This is a genomic window from Gracilimonas sp. BCB1 (assembly GCF_040117685.2).
Lineage (GTDB): Bacteria > Bacteroidota > Rhodothermia > Balneolales > Balneolaceae > Gracilimonas.
In genome coordinates this window covers 146,573-172,538 of record NZ_JBEDYP020000015.1, presented here as the reverse complement: position 1 = coordinate 172,538, position 25,966 = coordinate 146,573, and the positions used below count along the sequence as shown (strand labels likewise).

Below are 25,966 nucleotides of genomic sequence, written 5' to 3'. Positions count from 1 at the left end.
CTTTTAATCCTTTTCTCCGGAATTGAGCTCAGGTTCGGGAACGTGTTTCCAGACCACATAGGCCATCAGAAGGATCATAACGGTGCCCATCAGTGTATTGCTTACATACCCCTGTTGTACATAAAACGGGCCTGCTATAGAGCCCCCAACTCCATATCCTACCTGACCGATGGCTACCAGCAAGCTCATTAAAGACCCTCTGTTGTCGGATTTAATAAGTTGTGTGGAGAGCGCCTGAAAAGGACTGATTCTCATAGCAATGAGAACCATAGCTGCGAAAAAGATGAGGTATGCTATCCAAAACTCAGTAACAACATAGGTCGTGATTCCCATAACTACCGAAAGCCCCAGGCAGGAAATAATGATTATTTTTTTCCTGCCGATACGATCTGATATTTTACCGGCAATGGGCCCTGTAATCACATTAGCTACACCCCCAACAAAGAAAAGTGTCGCAATCGCTTTACCGTCAACACCGAAAGTGTTTTCCAGCCAGGTAGGCAGGTAAACCACGTACACCGAGATACTCAAAAACATCACTACATAGGCAAAGGCAACAGCACGGACTTCGCTACGCTTAAGTAAATCGTAGTATTTGGATACCGAACCCTTGAACGTAACCCGGTCTTTTGACAGCTCAACATTAGGCTGTGGAACTTTGAATAAAATCAGAATAAAGGTAAGAGCCATTATCACACCAAAAAGGAGAAATGGGATTCGAAAGCCAAACAAATCAGCGAGTAGTGTTCCTATTGGAATGCCTAATATTTGTCCCATAGCGATACCGCTCATAATCCAACCATTAGCCCAGCCTCTCTTTTCGTAAGGGAAGTAATCGCCCACATAGGCAACAGCAGCTCCGCTTAAAACACCCCCGGCCATGCCTGCCAAAGCCCGGACAATTAGTAGTCCTATAAAAGTATCAACCAAACCATGTAGAAAGAGAAAGAAAGAGATACCACCGGTTCCTATTAATAAAATCTTGCGGCGGCCGATTTTGTCGGACAGTGGCCCCATAATGATGGCAAACATACCTACCATTACTGCATATACGGTAACCAGATTACCAAGAATCTCTAACGGAGTTCCCAACTGTTCGCTGATACGGGGTAGGATGGGAGAAATGATCATGACCTGGCTACTTGCTGCAAATACAAGTAACCAGAGAGCAAATATAATTAGGTAAGGATTGCCGTCTTGCTTCTTCGTCATTCTGAATTATTTCGACCAAGATAGAATGCAGACTTATAAAAAACAGTAAATAATTTTTATTGGTATTTATCGATTCCAGATACTTCAATTTATGTTTCTTTAAAAGGAGCCGATTAACAGAAATATCATTTTTAAAAAATTCAAATATACTTTTTGGAACATTATTCTTATTTCTAAAAAAAAAGTAGTTTATTGTAACAAATCAGGATATATATCATCATTAAGTGGCAACCCGGTATTGCTTGTTTTTCGTAAATAGTATGTATGATATCGGTATTTCAAATTTATATTAATTCAGACGCGTCGTCTTAAGAACCGAGAAGGGTAAATTTTAGCATTATGGCACAATTCAGGCTAAAAGCGATTTCGCAAAAAGGTAAAGTAGTTCAAACTGAATTTGAAGCAGACAATAAGAAAGAAGCTCAGCTAAAGGTAGACAGGCTTTCCAAGACCAATGGACTTAAGATCCAGTCGGTGGATGAGAAAGTGATGTTCATGTATAAAGTCCAGCGTCCGGGTAAACCGGTTGTTTCTGGTGAACAGGAAGCTTACAGCAAAGAAGAATTAGAAAAAGCGCTCGTCAAGCTTGGCTATAAAGTCAAGAGTATCAATAAAAAACTGTTCGATTTTAAGGGCGGAGTACCCCAACAGGAAGTAGTTACTTTTATTAGACTTTCATCAGACCTTCTTGGCCAGCAGCTTCCTTTTGACGAGATTCTGAACCTACTGTACGAAGATACCCAGAACAAGCGGATGAAAGAGGTGATTAAAACCATCCAGAAGGACCTGAAGGATGGTAAAGAAGGTTCAGAGGTGTATGGGAAGCATGAGGATGTATTCGGTAAGTTTGCAGCTTATATGTTAAGTGTTGCCTCCACCTCGGGTAATATGGCTTTGGTATTTGAAAGTACCGCCAAGTTTATGGAACGAGACGCTGAGTTTAAGAAGAATATGCGCCGTGCTCTTATGATGCCTGCGGTAACGGTATTGGCTGTAATTGGGGTGGTGCTGTTTTATGTGGGATATATTTTCCCGGCAACCGCAGAAATGTTTCTGGAAATGGATATTGCTCTTCCTCCAATGACGGCTGCTACCCTCGAGATGAGTTACTGGCTCCGGGATAACTGGGTATTGATCGTGCTTTCATTCGTTATACCTATTGCAGGATTTATATATTTCGTCCGTACGCCAAAGGGGCAGTTATTCAAAGATAAATACATTATACATTTGCCCGTTTTGGGTGATTTGCTCCACAAGACAAGTATAGAGATTTTTGCACGGGTATTTTACACTCTTTACAGTGGCTCCGGGCAAAACATAGAGGTTATTAAGGTGGCTTCTGAAGCGTGCCGAAATAAATACATGGAAAAACAGATTAAGGAAGTGGCCATACGAAAAATGTTAAAGGATGGAGCCGGGCTTATCGAGTCGATGGAGGCAACCGGAGTTTTTACAAATACCGCTTTAAGTAGATTTAGGTTGGGTGCTGAGTCAGGTGCTTTAAGAGAAAATGCAAAACAGCTGGCCGAGTATTACGAAATTCAAACCACCTATAAAATGCAATCCGTAATTGATATGATTAATTTGTTTATCAATATGTTTATTATGGTTGCGCTGATTGCTATTACGGTCGTTTCTTCCGAGTCAGCCGTAATTCAGCCGAATTCAGGTGTCTAAGAGTTTTAAATGGGAAAAATAAATATACGCAGACATATTGGGGATATCCTTGTTAATAAAGGGATTATAACCTCTGATCAGTTGCAGAAAGGGCTGTCTATCCTCTCTGAAGAACCTAAGGAGAGTAATCGCAGACTTGGTCAAATTCTTTCACAGGACTTAGGGCTGAACAGGCACCTGATTATGAAAGAAATTGCCAATATCTATGCTTTCAGAGAGGTGTTGAAAGATGTCGACGAAATTCCGGATGAAGTTCTTGATCATATCAAGGAAAACCTGGAAGACCTCCCAAAAGAGATTGTGGATGAACTGGTACACCATAAGGCCCTTCCGTACCAGAAAACCAAGAATTCCATTGTAATTGCTGCGGCTGATCCATCCGATCCTAACATTCAAAGTGTACTCAATAAGATTAATTTCAAGCAAACAGAATTAGTCTATTGCAAATATGAGTCGATTGAAGACATCCTGTCTAAAGTTTATGAGCAAAAAAATGAGTTCCTGGATCTGCTCGAAGAAATCGATTATGAAGAACCTGATTTAGATAAGAATCAGGAAGAGATTGACGAAGAAGAGATTGATGCTGAGATCAATCAGAGTATGCTTAACTCACTGGTAGAAGGGATGTTGGTAGAATCAGTTCGCCAGGGAGTGAGTGATATGCACATCGTTCCCAGCTCTCCAACCACTACAGATATCCGTTTTCGGGTGGATGGTAAATTACAGCTTTGGTACCAGCAGAAGAATGTGAAGCCGGAGGCTATTTCAGCTGTAATTAAGGATAAAACACGTAATGTTGACCGCTTTGAACGGGATGCTTCTCAGGATGGATTTATTCAGCGTCAAATTGATGGTGTCGGAATTCGATACAGGGTTTCGATTATGCCTATTGTTGGAAAACAATACGACCGGAAGTTTGAATCAATTGTAATTCGTGTATTGGATGATCGAAATGTAATTCGAGACCTGGATAAGCTTGGGTTACAAAAACAGGCGAAAGAAAATTTTGTAAAATCGATCCAAAAGCCTTCAGGTATCGTAATTATCACAGGGCCTACCGGTAGCGGTAAGTCAACTACATTGGTAGCCGCCCTGTATTATGTGATTGACCCAACAAAAAATGTTTTAACTGTGGAGGAACCCGTAGAGTATATTATTGAGGGGGCAAGACAGTTAAAGATCAGTAACCACATGACCTTTGATCAGTCGATTAGGGGGATTTTGCGTCATGACCCCGACATTGTACTTGTAGGTGAGATGAGGGATTTAAAGACGGCTGAAATTGCTATTAAATTAGCAAACACCGGTCACTTAACCTTTTCAACCCTTCACACCAATGATGCACCCAGTGCGATTTCCCGTTTATTTAAGATGGGAGTTGAACCATTTTTGATTGCGAATGCCGTAAACCTGGTTGTTGCTCAGCGTTTGATTAGAAGACTGTGTAGCAATTGCAAAGAAAAGTTTACACCGCATCCCGAGACGGCCAAAGGCATTGGTTTTACGGATAAAGAAATTGAAGAAACTACATTCTATAAGGCGGTTGGTTGCGAAAAATGTAACCAAACTGGTTTTAAGGGCCGTGCAGGTATTCATGAAGCACTTTATTTCTCGAAGGAGATTAAGCAAATGATTCTGGATGCCGGTGGCGATATTGATGAAGGAGCTATTAAAGAGCTTGCAATGTCACAGGGTATGCTTACCTTGCGCGGGTCTGGCCGGGAGCGTGTAAAAGAAGGTGTTTCAACGATCGAAGAAATTGTGGCCGCAACTATTGAAGATTAATAAGCGGAAAACTTGAAATTAAATATTAACTTGATGCATATTGCTGTTATGCCAGTAGTAACTATCACAGGGGTTTAGTATGAGTACCGAGATGTCAAATTCCGGCGATGAATTAATGACCGATTACATAAAGAAGTTTTTGAAAGAACCTCCGTTGCTTCTGAAAAACTTTCATTATGAAGATGTTTTGGAATTCCTTCAGTTAGGGAAGGAAGAAAGGTTTCTGTCTGATGAAATCATCCTGAACGAGTCGGAATATGTTAATTCAGCCTATTTAGTAGCCGAAGGAAAAGTATGTATTTGGAAGGATAACATACAGTTAGCTACGTTGGGGGAAGGTAATTTTTTAGGGGAAACCTTCTTATTCAGTAAAAATAATAGAATGGCTAAGGTTACTGCAGAAGGCGATTGTGTGGTTTTAAGATACGAACGATATGAAGCCCTTAATTTTTTCAGAAAAAAACCTGAGAAGCTGTTCAACATCTTTACAAAAAATATCATCGAAATACAGCAGCGTAAAATAAGTAACATGAATGTTCAATTACTTAACTTGAAGAAGAGGTTATTGAACGATACCAATTGGTAACTCTGTAAACAGGTTATTGTACGGCAAATTGATAATTCGCAAGCATATACGCTTGGATTGTTAGTTTTTTTTAATTTTTTTCGTAACAATAAGCGTTTTCAGGTATCCTGTTATTTGTCATCAACAAAATGATTTGGCTTTATTATGGAGGCGGCAACCAAAAAATCCGAAAAGCTATCAGAACTGGTTCATCCGGTTATTGAGCAATTACCCCGGACCTCAAGGGGAATAGACCGGCATGTGCAATTGGGAAATGTGGTTGATAACCTTGGGGATGACCACCGCGAGAAACTTTCTGATATATTAGACGGCTACCTGAAAAGGATGCTAAAGAACGATGCTTCTGATATTGATTTAGGCGGTCCGGGATGTGATGGCAGGGTTTGGTATAGAATATATGGTGATAAAAAGCCGGCCAAAGAACCTCTAAGCCTCTCACTGGATGAAACGAATGTATTGCTGCATAATGCTATTCTTCCATCACAAAGGAAAAAACTTATTGAAGACAAAAATCTTGATTTTTCGTATTCAATAGAGCTTGGTAATGGTAAACAGCAGCGGTTTCGTGCTGATATGTATTTTGATTTGGAGCACTTAGCGCTCAACATGCGTAAAATTGATAATACCATACGACCTTTCAAAAATCTGAATGTACATACCGAGGTAGCAAAGGCTCTGAGTTTAAAGTATTACAAATATGGATTAACCCTCATCACCGGTATAACGGGTTCCGGTAAGTCGTCAACTCTGGATACGGTTATTGATGCCAATAACCGCACGGTTGACTCTCACATCGTAATTATCGCTTCTCCGGTTGAATTGATACACACACCCATCAAGTCAGTTGTTAGGCACAGGGAAGTAGGCCGGGATGTTGAGTCTTTTAAGGAAGGGGCAGTTCAGGCGCTTAGGCAAGATCCTGATATTATAGTAATTGGTGAGCTTCGTGACCCCGAAACTATTATGACGGCATTGGAAATCACTGATTCCGGTCACAAAACGTTTGGAACACTTCATACCTCATCAGCTATGGAAAGTATTGAGCGTATTTTAGGTGAGGTGCCAACAGAGGAACAAAACAGGGTTAGGGTAAGGCTGGCAGATGTTCTTACCTGTGTAGTTAGCCAAAAGTTAGTTCCCAGTCTGGATGGTAAACGGGTGTTAGCCAAAGAAGTATTAATGGTGAATACTTCGGTAAGGGCCGCTATTCGTAATAATAATATCAGTGAGATCTATCAGATGTTGATGGAGGGTAGTGAGAAAGGGATGAATACCATGGAACAGGACCTGAAGAGATTATATACTGATGGCATTATTTCTAAAGAGAACGCTTTAAATCACGCCAACAACAAAACTAAAATGGTTCAACTGCTAAGTGAAGTTAATTACTAAGGCTGAATATGTTATCAAATAAGACATATACCGGAATTGTTGTTGACGAAGAGTTTCTGAAAGTTGCCCGTATAAAAATAAACGGCAAAAAGGTCTCTTTAGTTAGTCTTGACAAAGTACGCCTGGTTGAAAGTCTGAAAGGGAAAGCCAAAGCAGCCAGGGAAGAAGAAACAGTTGACGTTTTTGACAGTATCGATGACAGCCTTGATGACGAGGATGTCATATTTGGCCTGGAAGAAGAGGAAGAAGATCAAACTGAGGAGTTAGATTTAGACGCTTTTGAAGATGACCTCGATGATCTTGACTTTGATGACCTTGATGATTTAGAAGGTTCGGATGAGATTGTTGATACTGATATGGTTGATGAAACCGAAGCGGCCGCATCCAACGAATTGCTATTATATAACCTTCTAAGCTCTACAGACACCAAAAGAGTAGATGTTGGTTTAAGTATCCCTGCCGGACAAACGATCTTCCAGATTTTAAAAGATGTTGATTTTTCCGAAACTAAAAAGAAAGATCTTCAGATTATAGTTAATGACCGGCTTGAAGCTCTGCACGGAGTGTCTAAAGCAGAAGACTATTTTTCCTATTCAGTAAGAGAAGATGGTGCTTTACTTCTCACTTCTATTGACGATGAGCCGGATTTACTAAAACTAATGAACAGGACCCGTGATATGTACTCCGGGAAATTGTTCATTAATGAGATTTTACCTGATGAAATACTTCTATTAGGGCTAATTCGGGCAAATTATGAGCTCGAAATAAACAGTATCACCGGTGTGGTTCAGTTTGGTGAAACCACAAGTCGGATACTTTTCCTGAAAGGTTCTCAGCTTTGGATCGTATCACCAATTATTACAGAAGGGATTAAGAATCCAAAATTTCTCAATACCATATTCAGTAAGATTCTTTTCCAGCTTGATACCGGAGAGGTACCAAATCTTGATCGGCTTATTATCTGTAATAATTCGCTTGGAGATGATGCTATTGAGTTTTTTGAAGAGCGCTTTCAGGATGTAAATGTTTCAGAGTTTGAGTTTTCTGATGATTTTTTCGATTCCGAAGAAATAAATCCTTCCTCCATACCCGCCTTTACTACGGCAATTGGTGCAGCGTGGTCAGCTTCAGGTTTTGAGAAAAGCAATTTCCCAAATATCTCTTTCTTACCGAATTATGTAAGTGATCGTCAGAAGATTTTTAAACTGCAATGGCATGGGTTTTTACTGTTATTATTGATCTTGTTGACCCCTATTGTATCTAACCACTTCTATACTCAAAATGCGACTGAAATAGATCGACTTAGAAATGAAGTGAGTACATTGAACTCTCAAATTCAATCTCTTGAGCCAACCGTGCAACGGTATAATCAAATTAGTTCAGATTTAGAGCAAATTCAGGCTAAGCTTGTATTATTAAGTGAGTTGAATCAGGGAACCTTACGCTGGAGTAAAAACCTGGATCGTATAAATAGTGGGGTAGATGATGTAAATTCGGTATGGTTAACGGCAGCAGCAACGCTACCTAATGGTGATGTTGAATTAACCGGATACGCTGTTTACAGGGAGCGAATTGCCGAGCTTGCCGATTTATTTGCAGATGCAACGCTGTTGAATGTGACATCTGATCAGATAAGAGAACAGGATGTTTACAGTTTTACCTACGTTGTCTCAGAATTTTTTGACGATGAAAGCATCTACACGCCACAGAGTGTGCAGGGAATTGAAGAATTAATAGAAGGGAACCAATAGTCAATTGTCATACGCGGTCCGAAATACCATCATTTTGTTAGTAACACTTACCTTATTTGTAGGTGCGGCTTTTTCTTATATCAAGTTTTTTCAGTTGTCTGAATTACAGGAACTTCAGACTTCAGTAACGGAGAAACAGAAAGATTTCAACAGCAAAAAGGCTACCAGCGATGCTTTTCCGGCATTAAACCAACGGTATCAGCAGGCCTTATCCATTATTGAGAACGCTGATAAGTCTCTTTTTAAGTCTCCCAATCCTGATGACATTTATGATTACCTGAATTATATAAGTAATAGCAGCACATCTTCGAAAGTGTTTTTTGACTTTGTTTTTGTGGACTCTACTGCCCAGGACCAGTATGGTATTGTAAACGCAGAAATTAATGGTTATGGAACCTACACTAACTTTGTAAACTTTGTGAACAAAATTGAGAACAGTCAGCTTTTAAATAAGGTTTCTGAGATATCCTTAACACCCCCGAGTTCTAGTCCTGAAGAACTCAATGATATTACTTTTACCTTCACTATTGAAAGTTATTATGAACGAATACCCATTCAGGACGGACTGGCATTATCCAGTCAGTTAACGATGGATGAACGAGTTTCAACATTCAACCCATTTTATCCACTAATACAGGAAGTGATTCCACCCAATGACGATAATCTGATTGATGTGGAGCAAAGCAGATTAATAGGCCTCACAGCATCACGAATTTTTATCGTAGATCAGGGAGGAAATATAAATTCACTTAGAAAAGGAGATGAAGTGTACCTTGGTGAATTAGAATCTATAGACCTTAAGAATAAATCCGCTACTTTTAATCTAAACAAAGGTGGCATCACGGAATTGGTTACCTTGGAGATAGAGCGATGAAACCCATGAAAGCAACAATCTACAAAAAAGGTTTTTTGACATTAGTCCTTTTCGGCTTGGTAAGTTTACTACAGCCTGAGTTTGTACATGCTCAGGTAGTTGACCCTCTAAAAGAATACACCAATCCGGAAGAGATCGTCGCCTTCGACAAAAGTACGACCTACAACGAGGCCATTGAAATCATAAATACCTTTGCCCAGGAGTTTGAGAACAAGTTTATTGTTGATAATTCGGCTTACAGTGGTACCATTGGGGTTACTTTACCCGCAATGCACTGGAAAGATGCTCTACAATACATCATGCGGTTTAACAACCTTGAGCTGGAAGAGTTTGAAGATTTCTATGAAATAAATGAACCTGAACCTGCTACAACCGGTACTACAACGCAGGCTTCCGGAGGCGGTTCCGCTGCTGCTCAAGGTGAAGCTCCGTCAGCTACAACCAGAACTCAGGAAGTGCGAATTAATGCTACCTTTTTTGAAGGTAACAAGAGAGCGCTTCAGGAAATTGGAATTGACTGGTCTACATTAACAAGCGATGTACCGGCGAATTTGGGAGATTTTGTAGACGCTGATGCGAATCAAAGCATCCCGGCTACCGAATTTAACGATCAGTTTGTATCTGTTAACTCTTATAACGCTGCAAGTGTTTCTCAGAACGCTTTTAACGCCCTTGTAAATCTGGGAGAAGTTGGTCCCGGCATAAGTGTACAGGCATTATTCAGTGCTTTTGAAGCGGATAACCTTGGTAAAGTTTTGGCCACTCCATCCATTAAAGTTGTGGATGGAGAAGAAGGGAATATCCAGGTTGGTCAAGATTTCTCTATTAAGCAGCGCGATATTGCAGGTAACGTGACGGATAACTTTATCAGCACGGGTACTATTCTTACTGTAACTCCTGAAATTATAAATCAGGAAGACACTTCTTTTATTTATTTGTCACTTGAAGTAGAACGTTCTACCGTACAGCCTGATGTAATTAGTACCATTGTTAACAAACAGGAAGCAACAACCTCAGCAATTCTGCTGAATGGGGAAGCAACTTATGTAGCCGGATTATATCGAACGGAAGAGTCTACAGTACGAAGAGGAGTTCCAATTCTTAAAGACTTACCGGGTTGGTTTTTCGGTCTTCGGTATTTATTTGGGTACAACTCGAAAGATTATTCCGAAAATGAACTGATTATCATTGTGCAGGCAGAGTTGATTAAACCTGTTTCGGAGCGGATTTCAGAACGTAAGCTTACAAAACGTGAAGTTTTAAATAATACACGCGACAACATGCGTACCGACTTAGACCGGGTATTTACTACTGAGACATTCGAAATGCCCGTTGTTGAAGAAGAGACAGCTGAAGCTGAGCAGGAAGAACAACCGGCTATGGATGATTCAACTCTTGTTGAAACGGACATGGAAGAGACTGAGCCTGATACCACAGCTTTGGATAAGCAACCGGTGGACGCCGAAGAAGAGGATGCACTTACCGATGAACAACAGGAACTGGCCAAAGATTTAAGCATGCCTGTTGACAACCCGGAATTAATGGTGGTAGTACCTAAAGCATTTAATTTGGATGAATATCTGGAGTACCAACAGAATGAGCAGGAAGTGGAGACTATGCAGGAAGAGACTTCCGATTTGAAATATTTTGTGATTGGCGGTTCATTTCTTGTTCCGGGTAATGCTCAGAACTTTAAATCTTCACTCGAACAAGAAGGCTATAACACACAAATCCTGTTTAATCCGGAAACCCGCTTTAATTACGTAGCTTACGAAGGCTTTGCCGATTTTAATGTAGCCGTTGAACGAACTCTTGAGATAAGAGACAGCTTTAACAGTGAAGCTTGGTTATTCACCCTCAGAAATGGAAATAATCCTAACGCTGAGCGAGTTAACGGAAGTAGCGAATAAGGGTTAAATTCAGGAGTGAGCCTTCAGGTATTGGATGGAAACCCGGTTAAAAGCTCCGGGTCGTTCCACATTGCAAACGTGTCCGCAATTTTCAATAACCTTTAGGCTTGAATTCTTGTGCTTTTCCACTATTTGTTTAACAGGAGGGAGGAACATATAGTCCTCACTTCCCATCACGTATAACATAGGAGATTCAACCTCTTTTTCTTTGAAATATCGAAGGAGTGGGTTCACTTCATTGGTAAGCTTAAACCACCTTAGAAACTCTTTTTGATATAATTTCTTCGCTTCCCTGATAAAAAGATTCCTGGATTTAGCGTGATGTTTCTTAGGCATAATAATCCACGCAAACAGTTTATATAACCACATGTAGGGAATAAACCGCTTAAACATATGCCCGACAAAGACAAGAATCCTGGAGCGTACATTCAAGCGGGTGATAGCACCACAGAGGATAGAAGATTTAACGCGTGTAGGGGCAATCTCGGCAATAGTACGAATGATAATGGTTCCCAATGATACTCCAATAAAGTGAGCCTTATCAATATTGAGATGGTCCAGCACATCCAGGATATCCTGACTTATAAACTCAAATGAATAGTTATCTTCATAATACTTTTGAAGCAGATCTTTGGATTTACCATGCCCGCGTAAATCTACCATCAACACATTGAAGTGTTTTTTGAAATCTCTTAACTGGCTAAACCAAATGGATGAGCTTCCTCCAGCGCCGTGAACGAACACAACCCAGTCTCTCTTTTCAGATGATTTATATTCTTTGTAGTACAACATATTTAATGGTACAAATATATATCAATTAAGTAAATATCCAAGCTGCACAAGCTGGCATACAATTGTAATTAATCCTAATCAGGCCGGTAGCCTTCAGGCGTGTATCTTGTGGTTTCTGTTTCAGTTCAATTACATAAATCTAACCAAATTAGGTGTAATAGAGTTTAAATATCTAACGGGGCCGATATCTATATTCATTCAGTATAAACAACACGACAAAAAGCCCTGTTTTTCTGAAAGAAATTGTTAATTTCTGCTCATGAATTTTCTACGGGCTATCATAAAGTTATCTGGTTTTCTGGTTTCAACCCTGTTTTTTTATTTCCTGATAATGCTGTGTCTTTTTGCTTCAGTTGTTGGGGTGAACTATGAAAAAAGCAGAGGCTATCTTCTTCGAAGCTGGGGAAAAGTTTGTTGTTGGATAATTGGGATAAAAATAGAGGGGAAAAATAAACCCCCGGAACCACCATTTCTATTGGTGTCTAACCATCTGAGTTATATTGATATTTTTGTACTTTTCTCTCAGTTAAGATGTTTATTTGTGGCTAAAAGTGATGTAAAAACATGGCCGTTAATCGGTTTTATCATCCGGACGTGTGGAATTTTATTTATTGATAGGCACAGAAAAAGGGATATAACACGGGTTAATAAACTCATTTCTAAAAATATAAACACCAATCAGGGTATTATCATCTTTCCTGAAGGCACTACCAGCCCCGGATATGAAATATTACCGTTCAGGTCTTCATTGTTGAAATATCCGGCTTCCCGAGAATTCCCGGTTTCAACCGTTGCCGTTTCATACAGAACGAATCGGGAAGAAGCTCCGGCTTACGATACGATTTGCTGGTGGGATGATACTCCGTTCTTCGTACATTTCTTCAACCTGCTGAAACTTAAGTCTTTTACAGCCGTTGTTAACTTTGGTTCGGATCAGGTTATGGCCAGCGACCGAAAATTATTAGCTGAACGATTAAAAAGTGATATTGAAGAACAATTCGTGCCCGTTATTTCAGAAAATGAATTCCTTAAACAGAACCGGGAATTCACACCCATTGCATTCTCTTAATTCCATGAAGAAACTCTTTTCGTGAAGCTTATTCATTTCTGCATATTTCTGATCTTTGGGGTTGCTACATCGGTTAATGCCTTTGCTATACCAAAACACGCTGATGTTTTCGTTTACCAAGAGTTTGGGGTAAGCGATACAACTGAGCAGCTTTCTGAAACTGAGAATATAAATAAAGACAGTCTCCAGAAATTAGTCCCATACCTGGATAACGTGGAGGCTGATTCGGAAAATGAGCTCCTTGTTTTATATATGCTATTGATCATTCTGGCAACCTTCATGAGCGAAGATCTTGCTTGTATTGGGGCGGGTTTAATGGCAGCACAGGGACTCATTGATTTCTGGCCTGCGGCCATAGCTGCAACGGCAGGAATTTACATAGGTGATTTCACCCTCTATTTTGCCGGGCGTTTAATGGGAAATGCTATTTTCAACATCCCGCCTTTTAAGTGGATGGTGAAAAAGGAGAATGCGTACAGTGCAGAAGCGTGGTTTCAGAAAAAAGGACCTGTGATACTTGTGCTCAGTCGATTCATACCCGGTAGTCGTTTTCCGGTTTATCTGAGTGCCGGTATTCTAAAAACGGGCTTCTGGACCTTCCTGCTTTATTTTGGATTAACAGCACTGCTATGGACTCCCACCTTTGTGTGGCTTTCCGTTTTTGCAGGTAACGAGTTGCTGTTCTTTTATGAAGCCTATGAAGAATATGCTGTTTGGGCAGCGTTGGCTGTCTTTATATTTATCATAGTTCTACTCAAATATTTGATCCCGGTACTGAAGAAGAAATTCGAAATCTGATATGTTTCTCATTCATAAATAAAAAAACCCGATTCTTTTCAGAACCGGGCTCTTCACTTAAGTATGTTTGAAATTAAACGGACCCAATAATTGAATTCAAGGTTTCACTGGGTCTCATTCGATCATAAACAATCTCACGATTTGGCCAGTAATATCCATCAATCTTTTCGGGACTTCCCTGAGAAGCAATTAACTCTTCGTTGATCTTTGTTTCGTTCTCTTCAAGCTTATCGGCTACAGCTTTAAAGCGTTCAGCCAGCTCAGAATCTTTGCTTTGGTTAGCTAATGCCCGGGCCCAGTACATAGCCAGATAAAAGTGGCTGCCACGGTTGTCGTGTTCATTCACCTTGCGGGAAGGTGATTTATCGTTTTGGAGGTACTGCGTATTGGCTATATCCAGCGTTTCTGAAAGAACCAAGGCTCTGTTGTTATCGAAGGTTTTTCCCAGATGCTCGAGCGATACGGCTAAAGCAAGGAACTCACCTAAGGAATCCCAACGCAGGTGACCTTCATCCAAAAACTGCTGGATGTGCTTAGGGGCAGAACCGCCCGCACCGGTTTCAAATAAGCCACCACCGTTCATAAGGGGAACGATGGAAAGCATCTTGGCGCTGGTTCCCACTTCAAGAATGGGGAAGAGGTCGGTGAGGTAATCACGCAGCACATTTCCGGTTACGGAAATCGTGTCTTTACCATCTTTGATCCGCTCCAGAGAATAGCGCATGGCTTTGACCGGCGACATTATGTGAATCTCTAATCCTTCAGTATCAAATTCCGGCAGGTAAGCATTTACTTTTTTGATGAGCTCCGCATCGTGTTCACGGTTTTCATCCAGCCAGAAAACAGCGGGAGATCCGGTTTCACGTGCTCTGCGAACAGCAAGTCCAACCCAGTCTTTAATGGGAGCGTCTTTGGTCTGACACATTCTCCAGATGTCGCCTTCCTCAACCGGGTGTTCTACTACGGTTTCTCCGGCTTTATTGACAACTCGTACAGAGCCACTGCCGGGGATTTCAAATGTCTTGTCGTGAGAGCCGTATTCCTCAGCTTTCTTTGCCATTAGTCCTACGTTAGGCACACTTCCCATCGTAGTTGGATCGAAAGCGCCGTGTTCTTTACAGAAGTCAATCACTTCCTGGTAAATACCGGCATAGCTGCTTTCAGGAATAACCGCTTTCGTATCTTGTGTCTCGTCATTCTTGTTCCACATTTGTCCTGATGTACGAATCATGGCCGGCATGGAGGCATCAATAATCACATCGCTTGGCACATGGAGATTAGTAATTCCTTTGTGGGAATTTACCATCGCCAGGTCCGGTCCGTTTTCATAGCATTTCTGTATGTCCGCTTTGATCTCTGCCTGTTTGTCTTCCGGTAATTCCTGAATTTTTGCTTCCAGGTCACCAAAACCATTATTGGGATCTACACCCAATTCCCGGAGTGTTTCACCATGCTTCTCGAATACTTCTTTGAAATACACTTTTACGGCATGACCAAAAATAATCGGGTCCGAAACCTTCATCATGGTTGCTTTCATATGCAGTGAAAAGAGTATGCCTTTTTCTTTGGCATCTTTGACCTCATTCTCAAGGAAATTAACCAAGGCTTTTTTACTCATAGCGGCAGCATCAATCACTTCACCCGGTTGTAGTGGCGTACTTTCTTTTAATACCTGCACATTATCATTGGAATCAACAAATTCGATTCGGACATCATCGGCATCAGACAGGGTGATGGATTTTTCAGAATGAGCAAAATCATGGTCTTCCATAGTAGCTACATGTGATTTGGAATCAGAACTCCATTCACCCATGGAATGGGGATTGTTTCGGGCATACTCTTTAACAGGCTTAGGAGCCCGGCAGTGTGAGTTTTCCTTCCCGCAGAACAGGATTAACTGCACTTCCTTTTACTACATCGTAGCGTTTTTGAATCTCTTTTTCTTCTTCAGTTTGAGGTTCTTTCCGGATAATCAGGAAGATCATAACCCTTACTCTGCAATTCCTTTATAGCGGCAACTAACTGAGGGATAGAAGCACTGATATTCGGGAGCTTGATGATATTCGCTTCCGGTTTCTTAGCCAGCTCTCCAAGCTCTGCAAGCGCATCAGGAACCTGCTGACCTTCTTTTAAATAATCGGGGAAGTTGGCAAGAATACGTCCTGCAAGAGAAATGTCTTTGGTCTCTACATTAACTCCGGCAGCCTTGGTAAATGATTCAATAATAGGGAGGAAAGAATGGGTAGCTAAGAAAGGTCCTTCATCCGTTATGGTATAAAAAATCTTGGCTTTATCAGTGCTCATTTTTAAATAAATGGTTAATGGTCAGTAATTTAATGTGAAGATCGAAAAACTGGTTTCCGAAGAAAAATTAAGGGGCAGGGAGTTTACAAATTTTAGAGGCAAAAGAACATTCGAAAGAATATCGAGCATTCAATGTTGAACATTAAATAATGAAGTACCCGGTAAGCAGTTTAGCGAGATTCATTATTCCCGATGGAATGTTCGATATTCACCCTTCAAATTCTGTATATTGAATAAGATTTGGTAACCACCCGCGTTAGCCATTCAAAGCCAATAAAATTGAGGTGTTGTTATGATCAGACCGATGTTCGGCTTCCGGCCTAAACCCAAAAAATTTGATTACCCGTTTCGCTACTACGATCCCGAAAAGGATGAAAAAGAAAAGCGCAGAAAACGAATCAAGTTTGAGACCCATACAAGACGAAGACCGGCACAATTTACCCGTGTGGTTTTTTATGCGGCGTGCCTTGCCCTTATTGTTTATTTAATTTCACTTTAAAAGACGTACAGATAACCATTGAGCGATACCCGGATTAGCGATTCCATTATACATCAGCTTCCCCCAGAAATAAGTAATAAAATTGCGGCCGGAGAGGTAATTCAGCGTCCGGCCTCTGTAGTTAAAGAACTTCTCGATAACGCCATTGATGCCGGCGGTGATCAGGTAAAAATTCTTATCCAAAATGCCGGCCGAACTTTGATCCAGGTTTCCGACAACGGGTGCGGGATGAGTAAAGAGGACCTGCCTCTCTGTTTTGAACGACACGCTACTTCAAAGATCAATTCGGTCGATGATCTTTTTAAAATTCGCACACTCGGTTTCAGGGGCGAAGCGATGGCTTCCATTGCATCGGTATCTCAGGTAACCGTTAAGACCAAACGAGCCGGTGATGAAAACGGCTGGGAGTTTGAAGTTTGGGGTGGAGAGGAAAGGGAAATAAAACCCACCGCCATTGATGACGGAACAACCATTGCCGTTCGTAATCTCTTTTTTAATGTGCCCGCCCGCCGGCAGTTTTTGAAAACAGATGTCACAGAGCTTCGGCATATCCTGCGAACCATTCAGTATGCTGCACTGGCAAATACCGATGTGGCTTTTTATGTAGAAGCTGATGGCGATATTATTTATGATTTACCAATCCAGGACCTTAAAGACCGGGTAACACAGATTTTCGGTAGTTCCTACAAAGCCAGCCTGATTGAGTTCGGGGAAGAGACGAGCTATGTAAAAATTCATGGCTTTGCATCCGATCCTAAATTGGCCAAAAAGAGTCGGGGGGAGCAGTTTTTGTTCGTGAACGGCCGGCCTTTTCAGCACAGGTACCTTACCCATGTGATATTGAGTTTGTATGATGCATGGACCCGAAATAATGAATACCCGTTTTATGCGCTCTTTTTCGATATTGACCCTTCTAAAGTAGATGTAAATGTGCATCCTTCTAAAATGGAAGTAAAATTTGAGGATGAGCGAAGTGTAATTCAGCTTGCCAGGTCGGTGGTTAATCGGGCCCTGAATAAACATTTTCAGGTGCCCAATATTGAGCAGGATCAGGATGCATTTTTGAGTGATGATCCGTCCAAAGGATTTGATTCAGGTTTCAGTTTTAACAAACCCCGGTCCTCCGGACAAAGTGAAGGCGGATTTCAAATTCCATCCCGAATCAATAATCGCTCTTCTAATATTGGAGGAAGGGGACAAGATTTCAGCGAGCAGTTATATGGCGGAGGCCACACCAAAAGTCCGAATTATGATGAAGCCGAAAACTTTGAACCTGCTGAAGACGAACAAAAGAAAGTAACCCAGGAAAAAGGGTTCTGGCAGTTGCATAACACGTACATCCTCACTCAAACCCGGACCGGGCTTACAGTTATTGATCAGCATTTGGCTCATAAACGCATCATCTTTGAAAAGGCGATCAATGCTACCGAAGAAGCTCTTCCAAGTACCCAGCAGTTGTTATTTGCCCAGACTCTGGAGCTTTCCGCATCTGATTATACGCTCCTTAAAGAACTCCATTCCATTATTCAGCGTATGGGTTTTTCCGTACAGCTGCTCAGCGGAAATACTGCTATGATTAACGGCGTTCCGGCCGATATTGAAATCGGGAATGAGGAAGAGGTACTTATTTCGATGCTGCATCAATACCAGGAATTGGGACAGAAAGTGAAGCTGGAAGCCCGGGAAAAACTGGCCATTGCCTTTGCGGCTAAAGCAGCCATCCCTCGTGGCAAGAAATTAACCGAACAGGAAATGGAAGGACTTGTGGATCAGCTTTTCGCTTGCGAGCAGCCGTACCTGGATCCACTAAAGAAACCCACAATCAGCTATATCCCCCTGGATGAGATACAGTCGAGGTTTAGGTAGTTTATCTCGTTATGGTGCTCTGCTCCGTAACGCCCCATTGAGGCTCCGCCTCATCCATTTAATACTATACCAATCTCACTATAGGCAGAGCCTATGATTTAGGTTACACAGCGGAGCGGCCGAATCAGTACAAGCAAGTTCATACCGTAACACACTCTTTATTTGGTTCATTAATAAATTTCTTATACTTATCGCTTTCCCAAGATTAAGACCATTTGCATGAATATTCTGGCGGTAGAACCTTTTTACAGCGGCTCACACAAGGCTTTTTTAAAAGGACTTGAAAAGCATTCCCGCCATAATATTATCCCTATCAAGCTTAATTATAAGGGATGGAAATGGCGGATGCACGGCGATTCGGTTTCGCTTGCAGAAATGACCAAGAACGTGGATGAGGATATCGATCTGTTGCTTACCAGCAGCATGACTAATTTACCGGCGTTCATGGCGCTGACTAATCCCCGGTTTGCTCACACGCCGGTCATTATGTATATGCATGATAACCAGTTTACCCGTCCCATTCCGGAAGGTGAGAGCAGAGATCTGACTTACTGCTATATCAATTACCTGAGCATGCTGGTGGCGGATAAGCTGTTGTTCTCCTCTCAATTTCATCTGGATGATTTGCTGGAGGCCTTACCCAAGTTTCTGGATAAGTTTCCGGATACCAATCAATATAATACCGTTGAGCGTATTGCGAAGAAGAGTATTATTATGCACCCCGGGCTGGACCTTTCCAGTTTTGACAAGCAGCCCGATACCCGAAGTAAGAACGATAACCCGGTGATTGTATGGAATCAGCGCTGGCAGTTTGACCGTAATCCCGCCATGTTTTTCAGAGTGCTGAACCGGCTGAATGATATAGATCTGAAATTTGACCTGATTTTAGCAGGGGATACCCAGCATGAAAAGCCGGAAGAATTTGAGAAAGCCTGGCAGCGGTTCGGGCAGCAAATAACTCATTTCGGGTATGTGGATGACAAGGAAAATTACAGCAAGCTGCTGCACTCCGGCGATATCGTGGTATCCACTGCAAGCTATGAGTTTTTTTGTGTGGCCATAATGGAAGCCATTTATTGTGGGTGTCATCCTCTGGTTCCCAACTCTTTGCATTACCCGGAGCTGATTCCCAAAAGTTTACACGATCCACTCTTGCACGCACCAGTTCTATATGAAACGGAGGATGATCTATTTCACCACCTGAAAGATTTGCTAAATGGAGAAACGAAATCGCTGCCAAAGAGTTCACTACAAAATATAAACCGCCATTTGGATTGGAAGAAGAGGATCAGGGACTTTGACCCACTTTTTGATGAAGCGGTTGAAGGTAAGTGAAATCAGATGTTGCCAAGGTTTTATAGTCCATCAGTGGAAGTCGTCCTGAGCGTAAGAAAGCAGAATCAGGATTAGGATGTATATCTCGTTACGGTGCTCTGCTTCGTAATGCCCTTCCAAGGCTCCGCCTCATATAGGTTTGACTTTAATCCAATCTCACTAGAATTAGAGGCAGAGCCTCTGGTTAGGTTCCGCAGCAGAGCGGCAGAACCAGTGCAATGACATATTTTGGTAGTCAAGGATGCACGATCTAAGCAAATTAAAACGGAGCATCTTCATCGGGCGCGGGACTATGGGGCATAGGAGGAGGGCCGTCATTCCCGCCACCATCGGTATTACTTCCGCCGTCTCCAAGAAATGGATCGTTACTATCAGCTGAACTGAGGTTTTCGAATCGGGCGTAATCTTTCACAAAGTACATCATCTTACTTCCAACCGGACCGTTACGCTGCTTTCCTATAATCACCTCTGCAATACCGGCTGTTGACTGTCCTTCGGCGGTAGTTGTAATGCCGTAGTATTCAGGCCGGTAAAGAAACATCACGATATCCGCATCCTGCTCAATAGAACCGGACTCCCGAAGGTCAGACAGCTGCGGACGTTTATCTCCGCCACGTTGCTCAACCGCCCGGGAGAGCTGTGAAAGTGCAATTACCGGCACATCCAGCTCTTTAGCGAGTCCTTTCAGTCCACGGGAAATAGACGCAATTTCCTGCTCACGACTTCCGATGTCTTTAGCGTTAGACTGCATTAGCTGGAGATAATCAATTACAATGAGTCCTATTCCTTTTTCGCTTTTTAGTCGCCGGCATTTGGTTCTCAATTCCATCAGGCTGATGCCGGGAGTATCATCAATGTAAATTTCTGCACTGAACAGGCGGCTGGCTGCATCAATCAGCTTTCGGAAGTCTTCATCTTTCAGGGTACCTTTTCGGGCTTCATCAGCACGAACGCGGGCTTCCATGGTTAATAAACGCTGAACCAAAGACTGGTTGGACATCTCTAAACTAAAAAGAGCAATGGGGGTGCGCAGCTTTTCATTGGGATGCATAGCCGCGTTACGTGCGGCGGTTAATACAAAAGCCGTTTTACCCATTGAAGGTCGGGCGGCAATAATAACGAGGTCACCATTTTGCCAACCGGCGGTCATGTCATCAACGGCCAGTCCCGACGGTACACCCGTAATTCCATAATCCTTACCCCGAAGGTCTTCCAGGTAGGAGAGAGTGTCTTTCAAAAGTTTTTCTACCGGAACAGCTGAGCTTCGGCTTTTTTGGTTGGAGAGATCAAAAATGCGCTGCTCGGCGGTATCCAGCACATCGTATGCATCACTGGTGGTGTCGTAGGCATCTTTGATTACATCATTGCTGGCTAGAATCAGATTACGTTTGATCGCCTTTTCAATAATGATCTGTGCGTGATACTCAATATTGGCAGATGAACTCACCGATCGGGTAAGGTCGGATAAATAGGTTGGACCACCGCAAGCATCCAACAGGTTGTTGTCTTTGAGCTCGGTTTCAACAGTGAGCAGGTCAAGTGGATTATCCCGCTCATACAAATTTGAGAGTGTCTCAAAAATATGACGGTTAGCAGTTTTGTAGAAATCGGTGGGTTTCAACATTTGGAGAGCAATGGTAGCCGCTCCGTGTTCAATCAGCATGGCACCCAAAACGGCTTCTTCAACTTCTACGGCCTGGGGAGGAACACGTCCGCCTTGCTCCAGAACTTTATCGTCGTTCTTATAATTATTGCCGTAAGATCCGTTCTTTTTTGCCATGATTTGTGCTGAAAACTAAAGAGTACTGCTGAAATCCGAATCTCGAAAATAGCTATAATATGAAAGCAAAATGAGATTCTTTTTGAACAATTTTTGAACAGGGTTATCCACATTCAAATTGTTTAATCGGTACTCAATTTAGAGTAGATATCAATATCGATATAACGGCCATTTTTTATTTCTGCATTCCTCATGGTTCCTTCGAAAGTAAAGTTGAGTTTATCGAGAGCTTTTTGACAGTTGGTGTTTTTGCTTTCAACAAATCCTTCAATTCGGTGAAGGTTTATTTTTTCGAAACCATGGTTTAAGATGGCCGGGATAGCTTCACCCATAAAACCGTTTCCCCAATATTCCGGAAGCAGCCAAAACCCGAACTCTGCTTTCTTGTGATCGTGCTCAATATCATTGAGACCACCCGCACCAATAAAATGTCCGGAATCCTTTAAACAAATAGCCCACCAGGCTCCGGTTTCATTTCTCTCATGATCAGCAAACCACTTCATTTGCTCTTTGGCAGATTCCCTGGTCTCGAAACTGATGCCATAATACTTGATAATATCCGGGTTAGATAGCCCCTTAAACACATTATCAAGATCATCTTCAGTAAAAGGCCGGAGAATCAGTCGTTTCGTTTGCAGGCTTGGAATCATGGCAAAACTTTGCTTTGATTAAAATGTAATAATATGAAATGCATAAATTTTAAACATTGTATATTTAGCCCAAAATTATGTCAGGGACTATTCAAGAGTAGCCTAGTTCATCATGTATTCGTCGATAAATTTTCAACTTTAACAAGTTTTCTCTTTAGGTTTGAAATTTAAAAGCAGCTTCTGGTTTCGCTTTATAATTTTATGTTTGATGGTATTTGGACCAATCAATTTGGCAGCCCAATTCTATCCGGCCAAAACGTATTCTATTGCTGATGGTTTACCTTCCAATGCCATCTATGATGTTGTACAGGCTGATAACAGTGTGATGTGGTTTGTTACCTCAAAAGGGGTTACAACTTATGATGCACACAGTTGGTATGTATTTCCAGATAGCCTGCAACTACCTACCTTTCTGAGTTCAAAAATTGAAAAAAGTAGTGACGGACTTATTTGGGTAGCAGGAAAAAATGATACTGAATTTGTGATTAAGGTTTTTGACTCCGAAGAATGGAGAGAAATTCACGTTCCAGAAGCTTGGGGAAAAAAACAAACGGCTTTTTCTTTTGAAGTAATAGCAAATAATGAACATCATAACATAACCCTGGCTGGAATACGGAATGTGTACCATTATTCTTCGAATACTGAACAATGGGAGAAGCTTTCATTTCCCAATGGGAAACTCCGGAAATTAACTCTACCGTAAAAATAGATGAAATTGTTTACATCAATACCCGAAAGGGTCAGTTTCAGTTGGAAGACGGTGAAATTGTAAGAAGCCAGTACGATCCTTTATTTAGAGATTTTGAGGATATTCTGACGGTTACCAAGAAAGACAGTACCCTGTATATACTGGGTTTTAATTGGTTAGCTAAGATTGAACAAGAGCAATTTAATCTTCTATCAGAAAATCTTGGGATTCAGAACCACTCTGTTTACAACCGCCACTCTCTAATAGTAGATCACAGAGATCGCATATTTTATAGCAGTAGCTCCAAGGTTATGCAATTCAGCAGGCAAACCGGCAGAAGCTCACCTTTAGAGGTAGGGGGGCGCACAAATAATATTCACTCCAACAGGCTTTACCTGGATAAAGAAAATAACGTTTGGTCGGTAGATAATAGGGGGCTTTTTAAATTCAATATCCTGAATTTTAAAAGCTATAACAGAGATTCAGGGCTTGCAGAAAATGAAGTGACCGCTATTTTGGAAAGCAGTGATGTCACACTTTATTTAGCGAATTCATCTTATCTGAATGTATTAAAGGATGGAGTAGTTACCCGAAAGTATTCTTTGAAATCAAATAATGAAGAGCAGGCAAGGGTGCTTCAGATAACGGAACATGCTGATGGTTCTATTTATTTAGCAGCCGGAGCAGCCGGACTATATAGATTAAAAGATGGACAGTTGGTCAGGATGATTGAGGGCAATCCACAACAAAATATAACAAGTGTCATTAGCTTTAAGGGATCAATATACTTCTCTGATATGAAATTCATTTATAAAATGGGGCAGAATTCAGAGTATGAAAATGTAAATAAAGAGCCTTTTCAATACATCAGGAATATTCAGGGGTTAGGTGATGAGATTGCTTTTTTAAGCGGTACTAAAGGTGTTTATATACTCGGCAATGGTGAGATAAAGAATTATACATCGGAGTATATCAACTACAACAATATATATGATGCGGTTTATTGGAACGACCATTTAATACTTGGTACAGCTGCCGGATTAGCAAGATTAGACGGCGAGAGAATTATTCCGTTTCAGGTCAGTGATTTTGATGATTTGGCGTTTTCACTACTGGTAGATAAGAACGACCAGCTTTGGATCGGAACTTTTAATGGAGTGTTTAAGTGGGATGGACAAGCTCTGGAGCAATTTTCGGTAGCGCAAGGGCTGATTGGAAATGAAATTAACCGAAATGCATTAATACAGGATAAAGAAGGTAATATTTGGATTGGCACCGAACTCGGAGTGAGTGCCTATGACGAGGATGAAGATATGACGGAACAGAAGGTTCCGGACCTGTATTTAACATCAGTTAAAACGGAAAATGGAAATGAATTAATTTCCGATTCCCTGGCTGAACTTTCGGCAAGTAACAATACCTTAACCTTTAATTTTAAAGGAATCTCTTTTCTGTATAACGACAGGATTTTTTACCGGTACCGGCTTTCCGGATTAGAAGGAGAATGGAATTTCTCTAACAACTTTAGCGATCCGGGTGCTACTTACAGAAATCTGGATTCCGGTGATTATACATTCGAAGTTCAGGCACGAAATGAAGTTAGTGACTGGAGTGAAATCAGGGAATACAGTTTCATCATTGCAAAACCTTTTTATATCACATGGTGGTTTTTTCTGATAGTAGCGATTTTAATAGCCGCGATTTTATATGCTGCCCTGCGATTACGCTATCTGTATCTAATTACTAAACAGAAAAAGCTAAGGGAGATGGTAGATGAACGCACCAAAAGTATTACCCGGAAAAACGAGCAGATAAAATCAAAAAATGAAGAACTGATTCAGGTTAATAAAGAACTGCATGAAAAGACGGACTCACTGAACACAACATTGAAAAAGTTAGAAACGGCCCAGGTAAAACTCATTCAAAAAGAAAAAATGGCCGCCCTGGGAGTGTTGACAGCCGGGGTAGCTCATGAAATCAATAATCCTGTTAATTACATCAAATCCGCCTCTGAAATCATCGGCCAAATGATGGAAGAGGAAGACGATAAACTGGTTATCAAAGAGAAAGATGTGTTTGAGGAAGTGTTCAAAACCATTGAAATTGGTGTTGGTCGCATTGTGTCTATCGTCCGAAGCCTAAGTTCATTCAGCCGAACCAATGAAACTGACAAAGGGGATTGTGACGTCAATAACATTATTGATGAGTGTTTGCTTATTCTGAAGAATGAGTACAAAGGCAGAGTAGAAATCACGAAAGACTACAGTGAGAAGGCAGTCACCATTCAGGGCAACGCGGGTAAACTGTACCAGTTATTCACCAACATTATTATGAATGCCATACAGGCTATTGAAGGAGAAGGAACTGTTAATATAAAAACCCGGGCTAACAAAGAGGGTATTTATATTGAAGTAAAAGACTCCGGAAAAGGATTTAATGAGCTGGTTAAAGAGAAACTGTTTGACCCGTTTTTTACTACCAAAGACCCCGGAAAGGGCACGGGATTGGGCTTGTCAATTGCCTACAATATTGTCGAGGAACACAATGGTGAAATTCATTATGATTCAACTCCGGGCAAAGGGACAATCGTAACAATAAAATTTTCTGAAAAATAAAGGTAAGGATGTCATCAAAACCGCAAATATTATATATAGATGACGAACACATTAACCTGTTCTTGTTCGGAAGGCTGATGGGTAAATACTTTGACGTTCTCACGGCACCTTCAGGTCCGGAAGGCCTGCAGAAGCTTGAGGAGCATCCTGAAATTAAAGTGGTGATTACTGATTTGAGAATGCCAAAGATGAATGGCCTCGAATTCATAGAAAAAGCAAAAAGCGATTTCAGCGACAAGCCTTACTTTATATTGTCAGGTTTTGAAAAAAGCGATGAGGTCAAGGATGCCATTAATAAAGGCTTGGTAGAGGAATACATACAGAAGCCATATAGTTCAGAAGTTGTAGCCAACCAAATTAAAGAATCCATTCCATCCTGATAA

General features: G+C 41.3%; 18 protein-coding genes and 1 pseudogene. 14 read left to right on the top strand and 5 right to left on the bottom strand.

What is annotated here, in order from left to right:
• Nucleotides 1–3 precede the first annotated feature (3 nt).
• Nucleotides 4–1,212, bottom strand: a complete 1,209-nt coding sequence (locus tag ABFW99_RS13110) for an MFS transporter (protein WP_349355469.1) — start codon at nucleotides 1,210–1,212, stop codon at nucleotides 4–6.
• A 339-nt stretch (nucleotides 1,213–1,551) separates the two neighbouring features.
• On the opposite strand from ABFW99_RS13110, the gene ABFW99_RS13105 reads away from it, so the two are divergent.
• From ABFW99_RS13105 to ABFW99_RS13075, 7 genes are all read left to right on the top strand, one after another.
• Complete coding sequence (locus ABFW99_RS13105) at nucleotides 1,552–2,889, top strand: type II secretion system F family protein (protein ID WP_349355468.1); 1,338 nt, start codon at nucleotides 1,552–1,554, stop codon at nucleotides 2,887–2,889.
• A 9-nt stretch (nucleotides 2,890–2,898) separates the two neighbouring features.
• Nucleotides 2,899–4,674, top strand: coding sequence for a GspE/PulE family protein (locus tag ABFW99_RS13100; protein ID WP_349355467.1), 1,776 nt, complete (start codon nucleotides 2,899–2,901; stop codon nucleotides 4,672–4,674).
• A 79-nt stretch (nucleotides 4,675–4,753) separates the two neighbouring features.
• On the top strand, nucleotides 4,754–5,260 hold the full coding sequence (locus tag ABFW99_RS13095) for a Crp/Fnr family transcriptional regulator (RefSeq protein WP_255135574.1): 507 nt from the start codon (nucleotides 4,754–4,756) through the stop codon (nucleotides 5,258–5,260).
• A gap of 144 nt (nucleotides 5,261–5,404) precedes the next feature.
• Nucleotides 5,405–6,652, top strand: a complete 1,248-nt coding sequence (locus tag ABFW99_RS13090; protein WP_349355466.1) for a type IV pilus twitching motility protein PilT — start codon at nucleotides 5,405–5,407, stop codon at nucleotides 6,650–6,652.
• Nucleotides 6,653–6,660: 8 nt separating this feature from the next.
• Nucleotides 6,661–8,403, top strand: coding sequence for a PilN domain-containing protein (locus ABFW99_RS13085; protein WP_349355465.1), 1,743 nt, complete (start codon nucleotides 6,661–6,663; stop codon nucleotides 8,401–8,403).
• 4 nt (nucleotides 8,404–8,407) lie between these two features.
• Nucleotides 8,408–9,277 carry a type 4a pilus biogenesis protein PilO gene (gene pilO, locus ABFW99_RS13080; protein ID WP_349355464.1) on the top strand — a complete coding sequence of 290 codons (870 nt, stop codon included), beginning with the start codon at nucleotides 8,408–8,410 and terminating at the stop codon, nucleotides 9,275–9,277.
• Between the two features lie 35 nt (nucleotides 9,278–9,312).
• Entirely contained in the window at nucleotides 9,313–11,187 is a 1,875-nt protein-coding gene (locus ABFW99_RS13075; RefSeq protein ID WP_349355463.1) for a type II secretion system protein GspD, read from the top strand.
• 9 nt (nucleotides 11,188–11,196) lie between these two features.
• Here the strand turns inward: ABFW99_RS13075 and ABFW99_RS13070 are convergent, their stop codons facing one another.
• Nucleotides 11,197–11,979, bottom strand: coding sequence for an alpha/beta fold hydrolase (locus ABFW99_RS13070; protein WP_349355462.1), 783 nt, complete (start codon nucleotides 11,977–11,979; stop codon nucleotides 11,197–11,199).
• Between the two features lie 259 nt (nucleotides 11,980–12,238).
• Here ABFW99_RS13070 and ABFW99_RS13065 point away from each other — a divergent pair, with 259 nt between their 5' ends.
• Nucleotides 12,239–13,048 carry a lysophospholipid acyltransferase family protein gene (locus ABFW99_RS13065; RefSeq protein ID WP_349355461.1) on the top strand — a complete coding sequence of 270 codons (810 nt, stop codon included), beginning with the start codon at nucleotides 12,239–12,241 and terminating at the stop codon, nucleotides 13,046–13,048.
• A gap of 21 nt (nucleotides 13,049–13,069) precedes the next feature.
• Nucleotides 13,070–13,846, top strand: a complete 777-nt coding sequence (locus ABFW99_RS13060) for a DedA family protein (protein WP_349355460.1) — start codon at nucleotides 13,070–13,072, stop codon at nucleotides 13,844–13,846.
• Between the two features lie 73 nt (nucleotides 13,847–13,919).
• Here ABFW99_RS13060 and ABFW99_RS13055 read toward each other — a convergent pair.
• Nucleotides 13,920–16,150, bottom strand: a pseudogene (locus ABFW99_RS13055) (NADP-dependent isocitrate dehydrogenase).
• Nucleotides 16,151–16,667: 517 nt separating this feature from the next.
• On the opposite strand from ABFW99_RS13055, the gene mutL reads away from it, so the two are divergent.
• Nucleotides 16,668–18,515, top strand: coding sequence for a DNA mismatch repair endonuclease MutL (gene mutL / locus ABFW99_RS13050; RefSeq protein ID WP_349355459.1), 1,848 nt, complete (start codon nucleotides 16,668–16,670; stop codon nucleotides 18,513–18,515).
• A gap of 219 nt (nucleotides 18,516–18,734) precedes the next feature.
• Complete coding sequence (locus ABFW99_RS13045; protein ID WP_349355458.1) at nucleotides 18,735–19,850, top strand: tRNA-queuosine alpha-mannosyltransferase domain-containing protein; 1,116 nt, start codon at nucleotides 18,735–18,737, stop codon at nucleotides 19,848–19,850.
• A 259-nt stretch (nucleotides 19,851–20,109) separates the two neighbouring features.
• On the opposite strand, the gene dnaB is transcribed toward ABFW99_RS13045, so the two are convergent.
• Both dnaB and ABFW99_RS13035 read right to left on the bottom strand, forming a co-directional pair.
• Nucleotides 20,110–21,630 (bottom strand): replicative DNA helicase, encoded by a 1,521-nt coding sequence (gene dnaB, locus ABFW99_RS13040; protein WP_349355457.1) that lies wholly within the window; start codon nucleotides 21,628–21,630, stop codon nucleotides 20,110–20,112.
• 122 nt (nucleotides 21,631–21,752) lie between these two features.
• Nucleotides 21,753–22,280, bottom strand: a complete 528-nt coding sequence (locus ABFW99_RS13035; RefSeq protein WP_349355456.1) for a GNAT family N-acetyltransferase — start codon at nucleotides 22,278–22,280, stop codon at nucleotides 21,753–21,755.
• A gap of 160 nt (nucleotides 22,281–22,440) precedes the next feature.
• Here ABFW99_RS13035 and ABFW99_RS13030 point away from each other — a divergent pair, with 160 nt between their 5' ends.
• From ABFW99_RS13030 to ABFW99_RS13020, 3 genes are read left to right on the top strand one after another with little or no spacing between them, the layout of a single operon-like run.
• Nucleotides 22,441–22,983, top strand: coding sequence for a hypothetical protein (locus ABFW99_RS13030; RefSeq protein WP_440707517.1), 543 nt, complete (start codon nucleotides 22,441–22,443; stop codon nucleotides 22,981–22,983).
• Nucleotides 22,929–25,583, top strand: a complete 2,655-nt coding sequence (locus ABFW99_RS13025; RefSeq protein ID WP_440707516.1) for an ATP-binding protein — start codon at nucleotides 22,929–22,931, stop codon at nucleotides 25,581–25,583. Before ABFW99_RS13030 ends, ABFW99_RS13025 begins: the two co-directional genes overlap by 55 nt.
• An 8-nt stretch (nucleotides 25,584–25,591) precedes the next feature.
• Complete coding sequence (locus ABFW99_RS13020; RefSeq protein ID WP_349353752.1) at nucleotides 25,592–25,963, top strand: response regulator; 372 nt, start codon at nucleotides 25,592–25,594, stop codon at nucleotides 25,961–25,963.
• Nucleotides 25,964–25,966 lie beyond the last annotated feature (3 nt).

Bases quoted from the DNA above. Each gene is read 5' to 3' on its own strand.
- ABFW99_RS13110 (WP_349355469.1), bottom strand. From the start codon at position 1,212: ATGACGAAGAAGCAAGACGGCAATCCTTACCTAATTATATTTGCTCTC.
- ABFW99_RS13105 (WP_349355468.1), top strand. From the start codon at position 1,552: ATGGCACAATTCAGGCTAAAAGCGATTTCGCAAAAAGGTAAAGTAGTT.
- ABFW99_RS13100 (WP_349355467.1), top strand. From the start codon at position 2,899: ATGGGAAAAATAAATATACGCAGACATATTGGGGATATCCTTGTTAAT.
- ABFW99_RS13095 (WP_255135574.1), top strand. From the start codon at position 4,754: ATGAGTACCGAGATGTCAAATTCCGGCGATGAATTAATGACCGATTAC.
- ABFW99_RS13090 (WP_349355466.1), top strand. From the start codon at position 5,405: ATGGAGGCGGCAACCAAAAAATCCGAAAAGCTATCAGAACTGGTTCAT.
- ABFW99_RS13085 (WP_349355465.1), top strand. From the start codon at position 6,661: ATGTTATCAAATAAGACATATACCGGAATTGTTGTTGACGAAGAGTTT.
- ABFW99_RS13070 (WP_349355462.1), bottom strand. From the start codon at position 11,979: ATGTTGTACTACAAAGAATATAAATCATCTGAAAAGAGAGACTGGGTT.
- ABFW99_RS13065 (WP_349355461.1), top strand. From the start codon at position 12,239: ATGAATTTTCTACGGGCTATCATAAAGTTATCTGGTTTTCTGGTTTCA.
- ABFW99_RS13045 (WP_349355458.1), top strand. From the start codon at position 18,735: ATGAATATTCTGGCGGTAGAACCTTTTTACAGCGGCTCACACAAGGCT.
- dnaB (WP_349355457.1), bottom strand. From the start codon at position 21,630: ATGGCAAAAAAGAACGGATCTTACGGCAATAATTATAAGAACGACGAT.
- ABFW99_RS13035 (WP_349355456.1), bottom strand. From the start codon at position 22,280: ATGATTCCAAGCCTGCAAACGAAACGACTGATTCTCCGGCCTTTTACT.
- ABFW99_RS13025 (WP_440707516.1), top strand. From the start codon at position 22,929: ATGGGAGAAGCTTTCATTTCCCAATGGGAAACTCCGGAAATTAACTCT.
- ABFW99_RS13020 (WP_349353752.1), top strand. From the start codon at position 25,592: ATGTCATCAAAACCGCAAATATTATATATAGATGACGAACACATTAAC.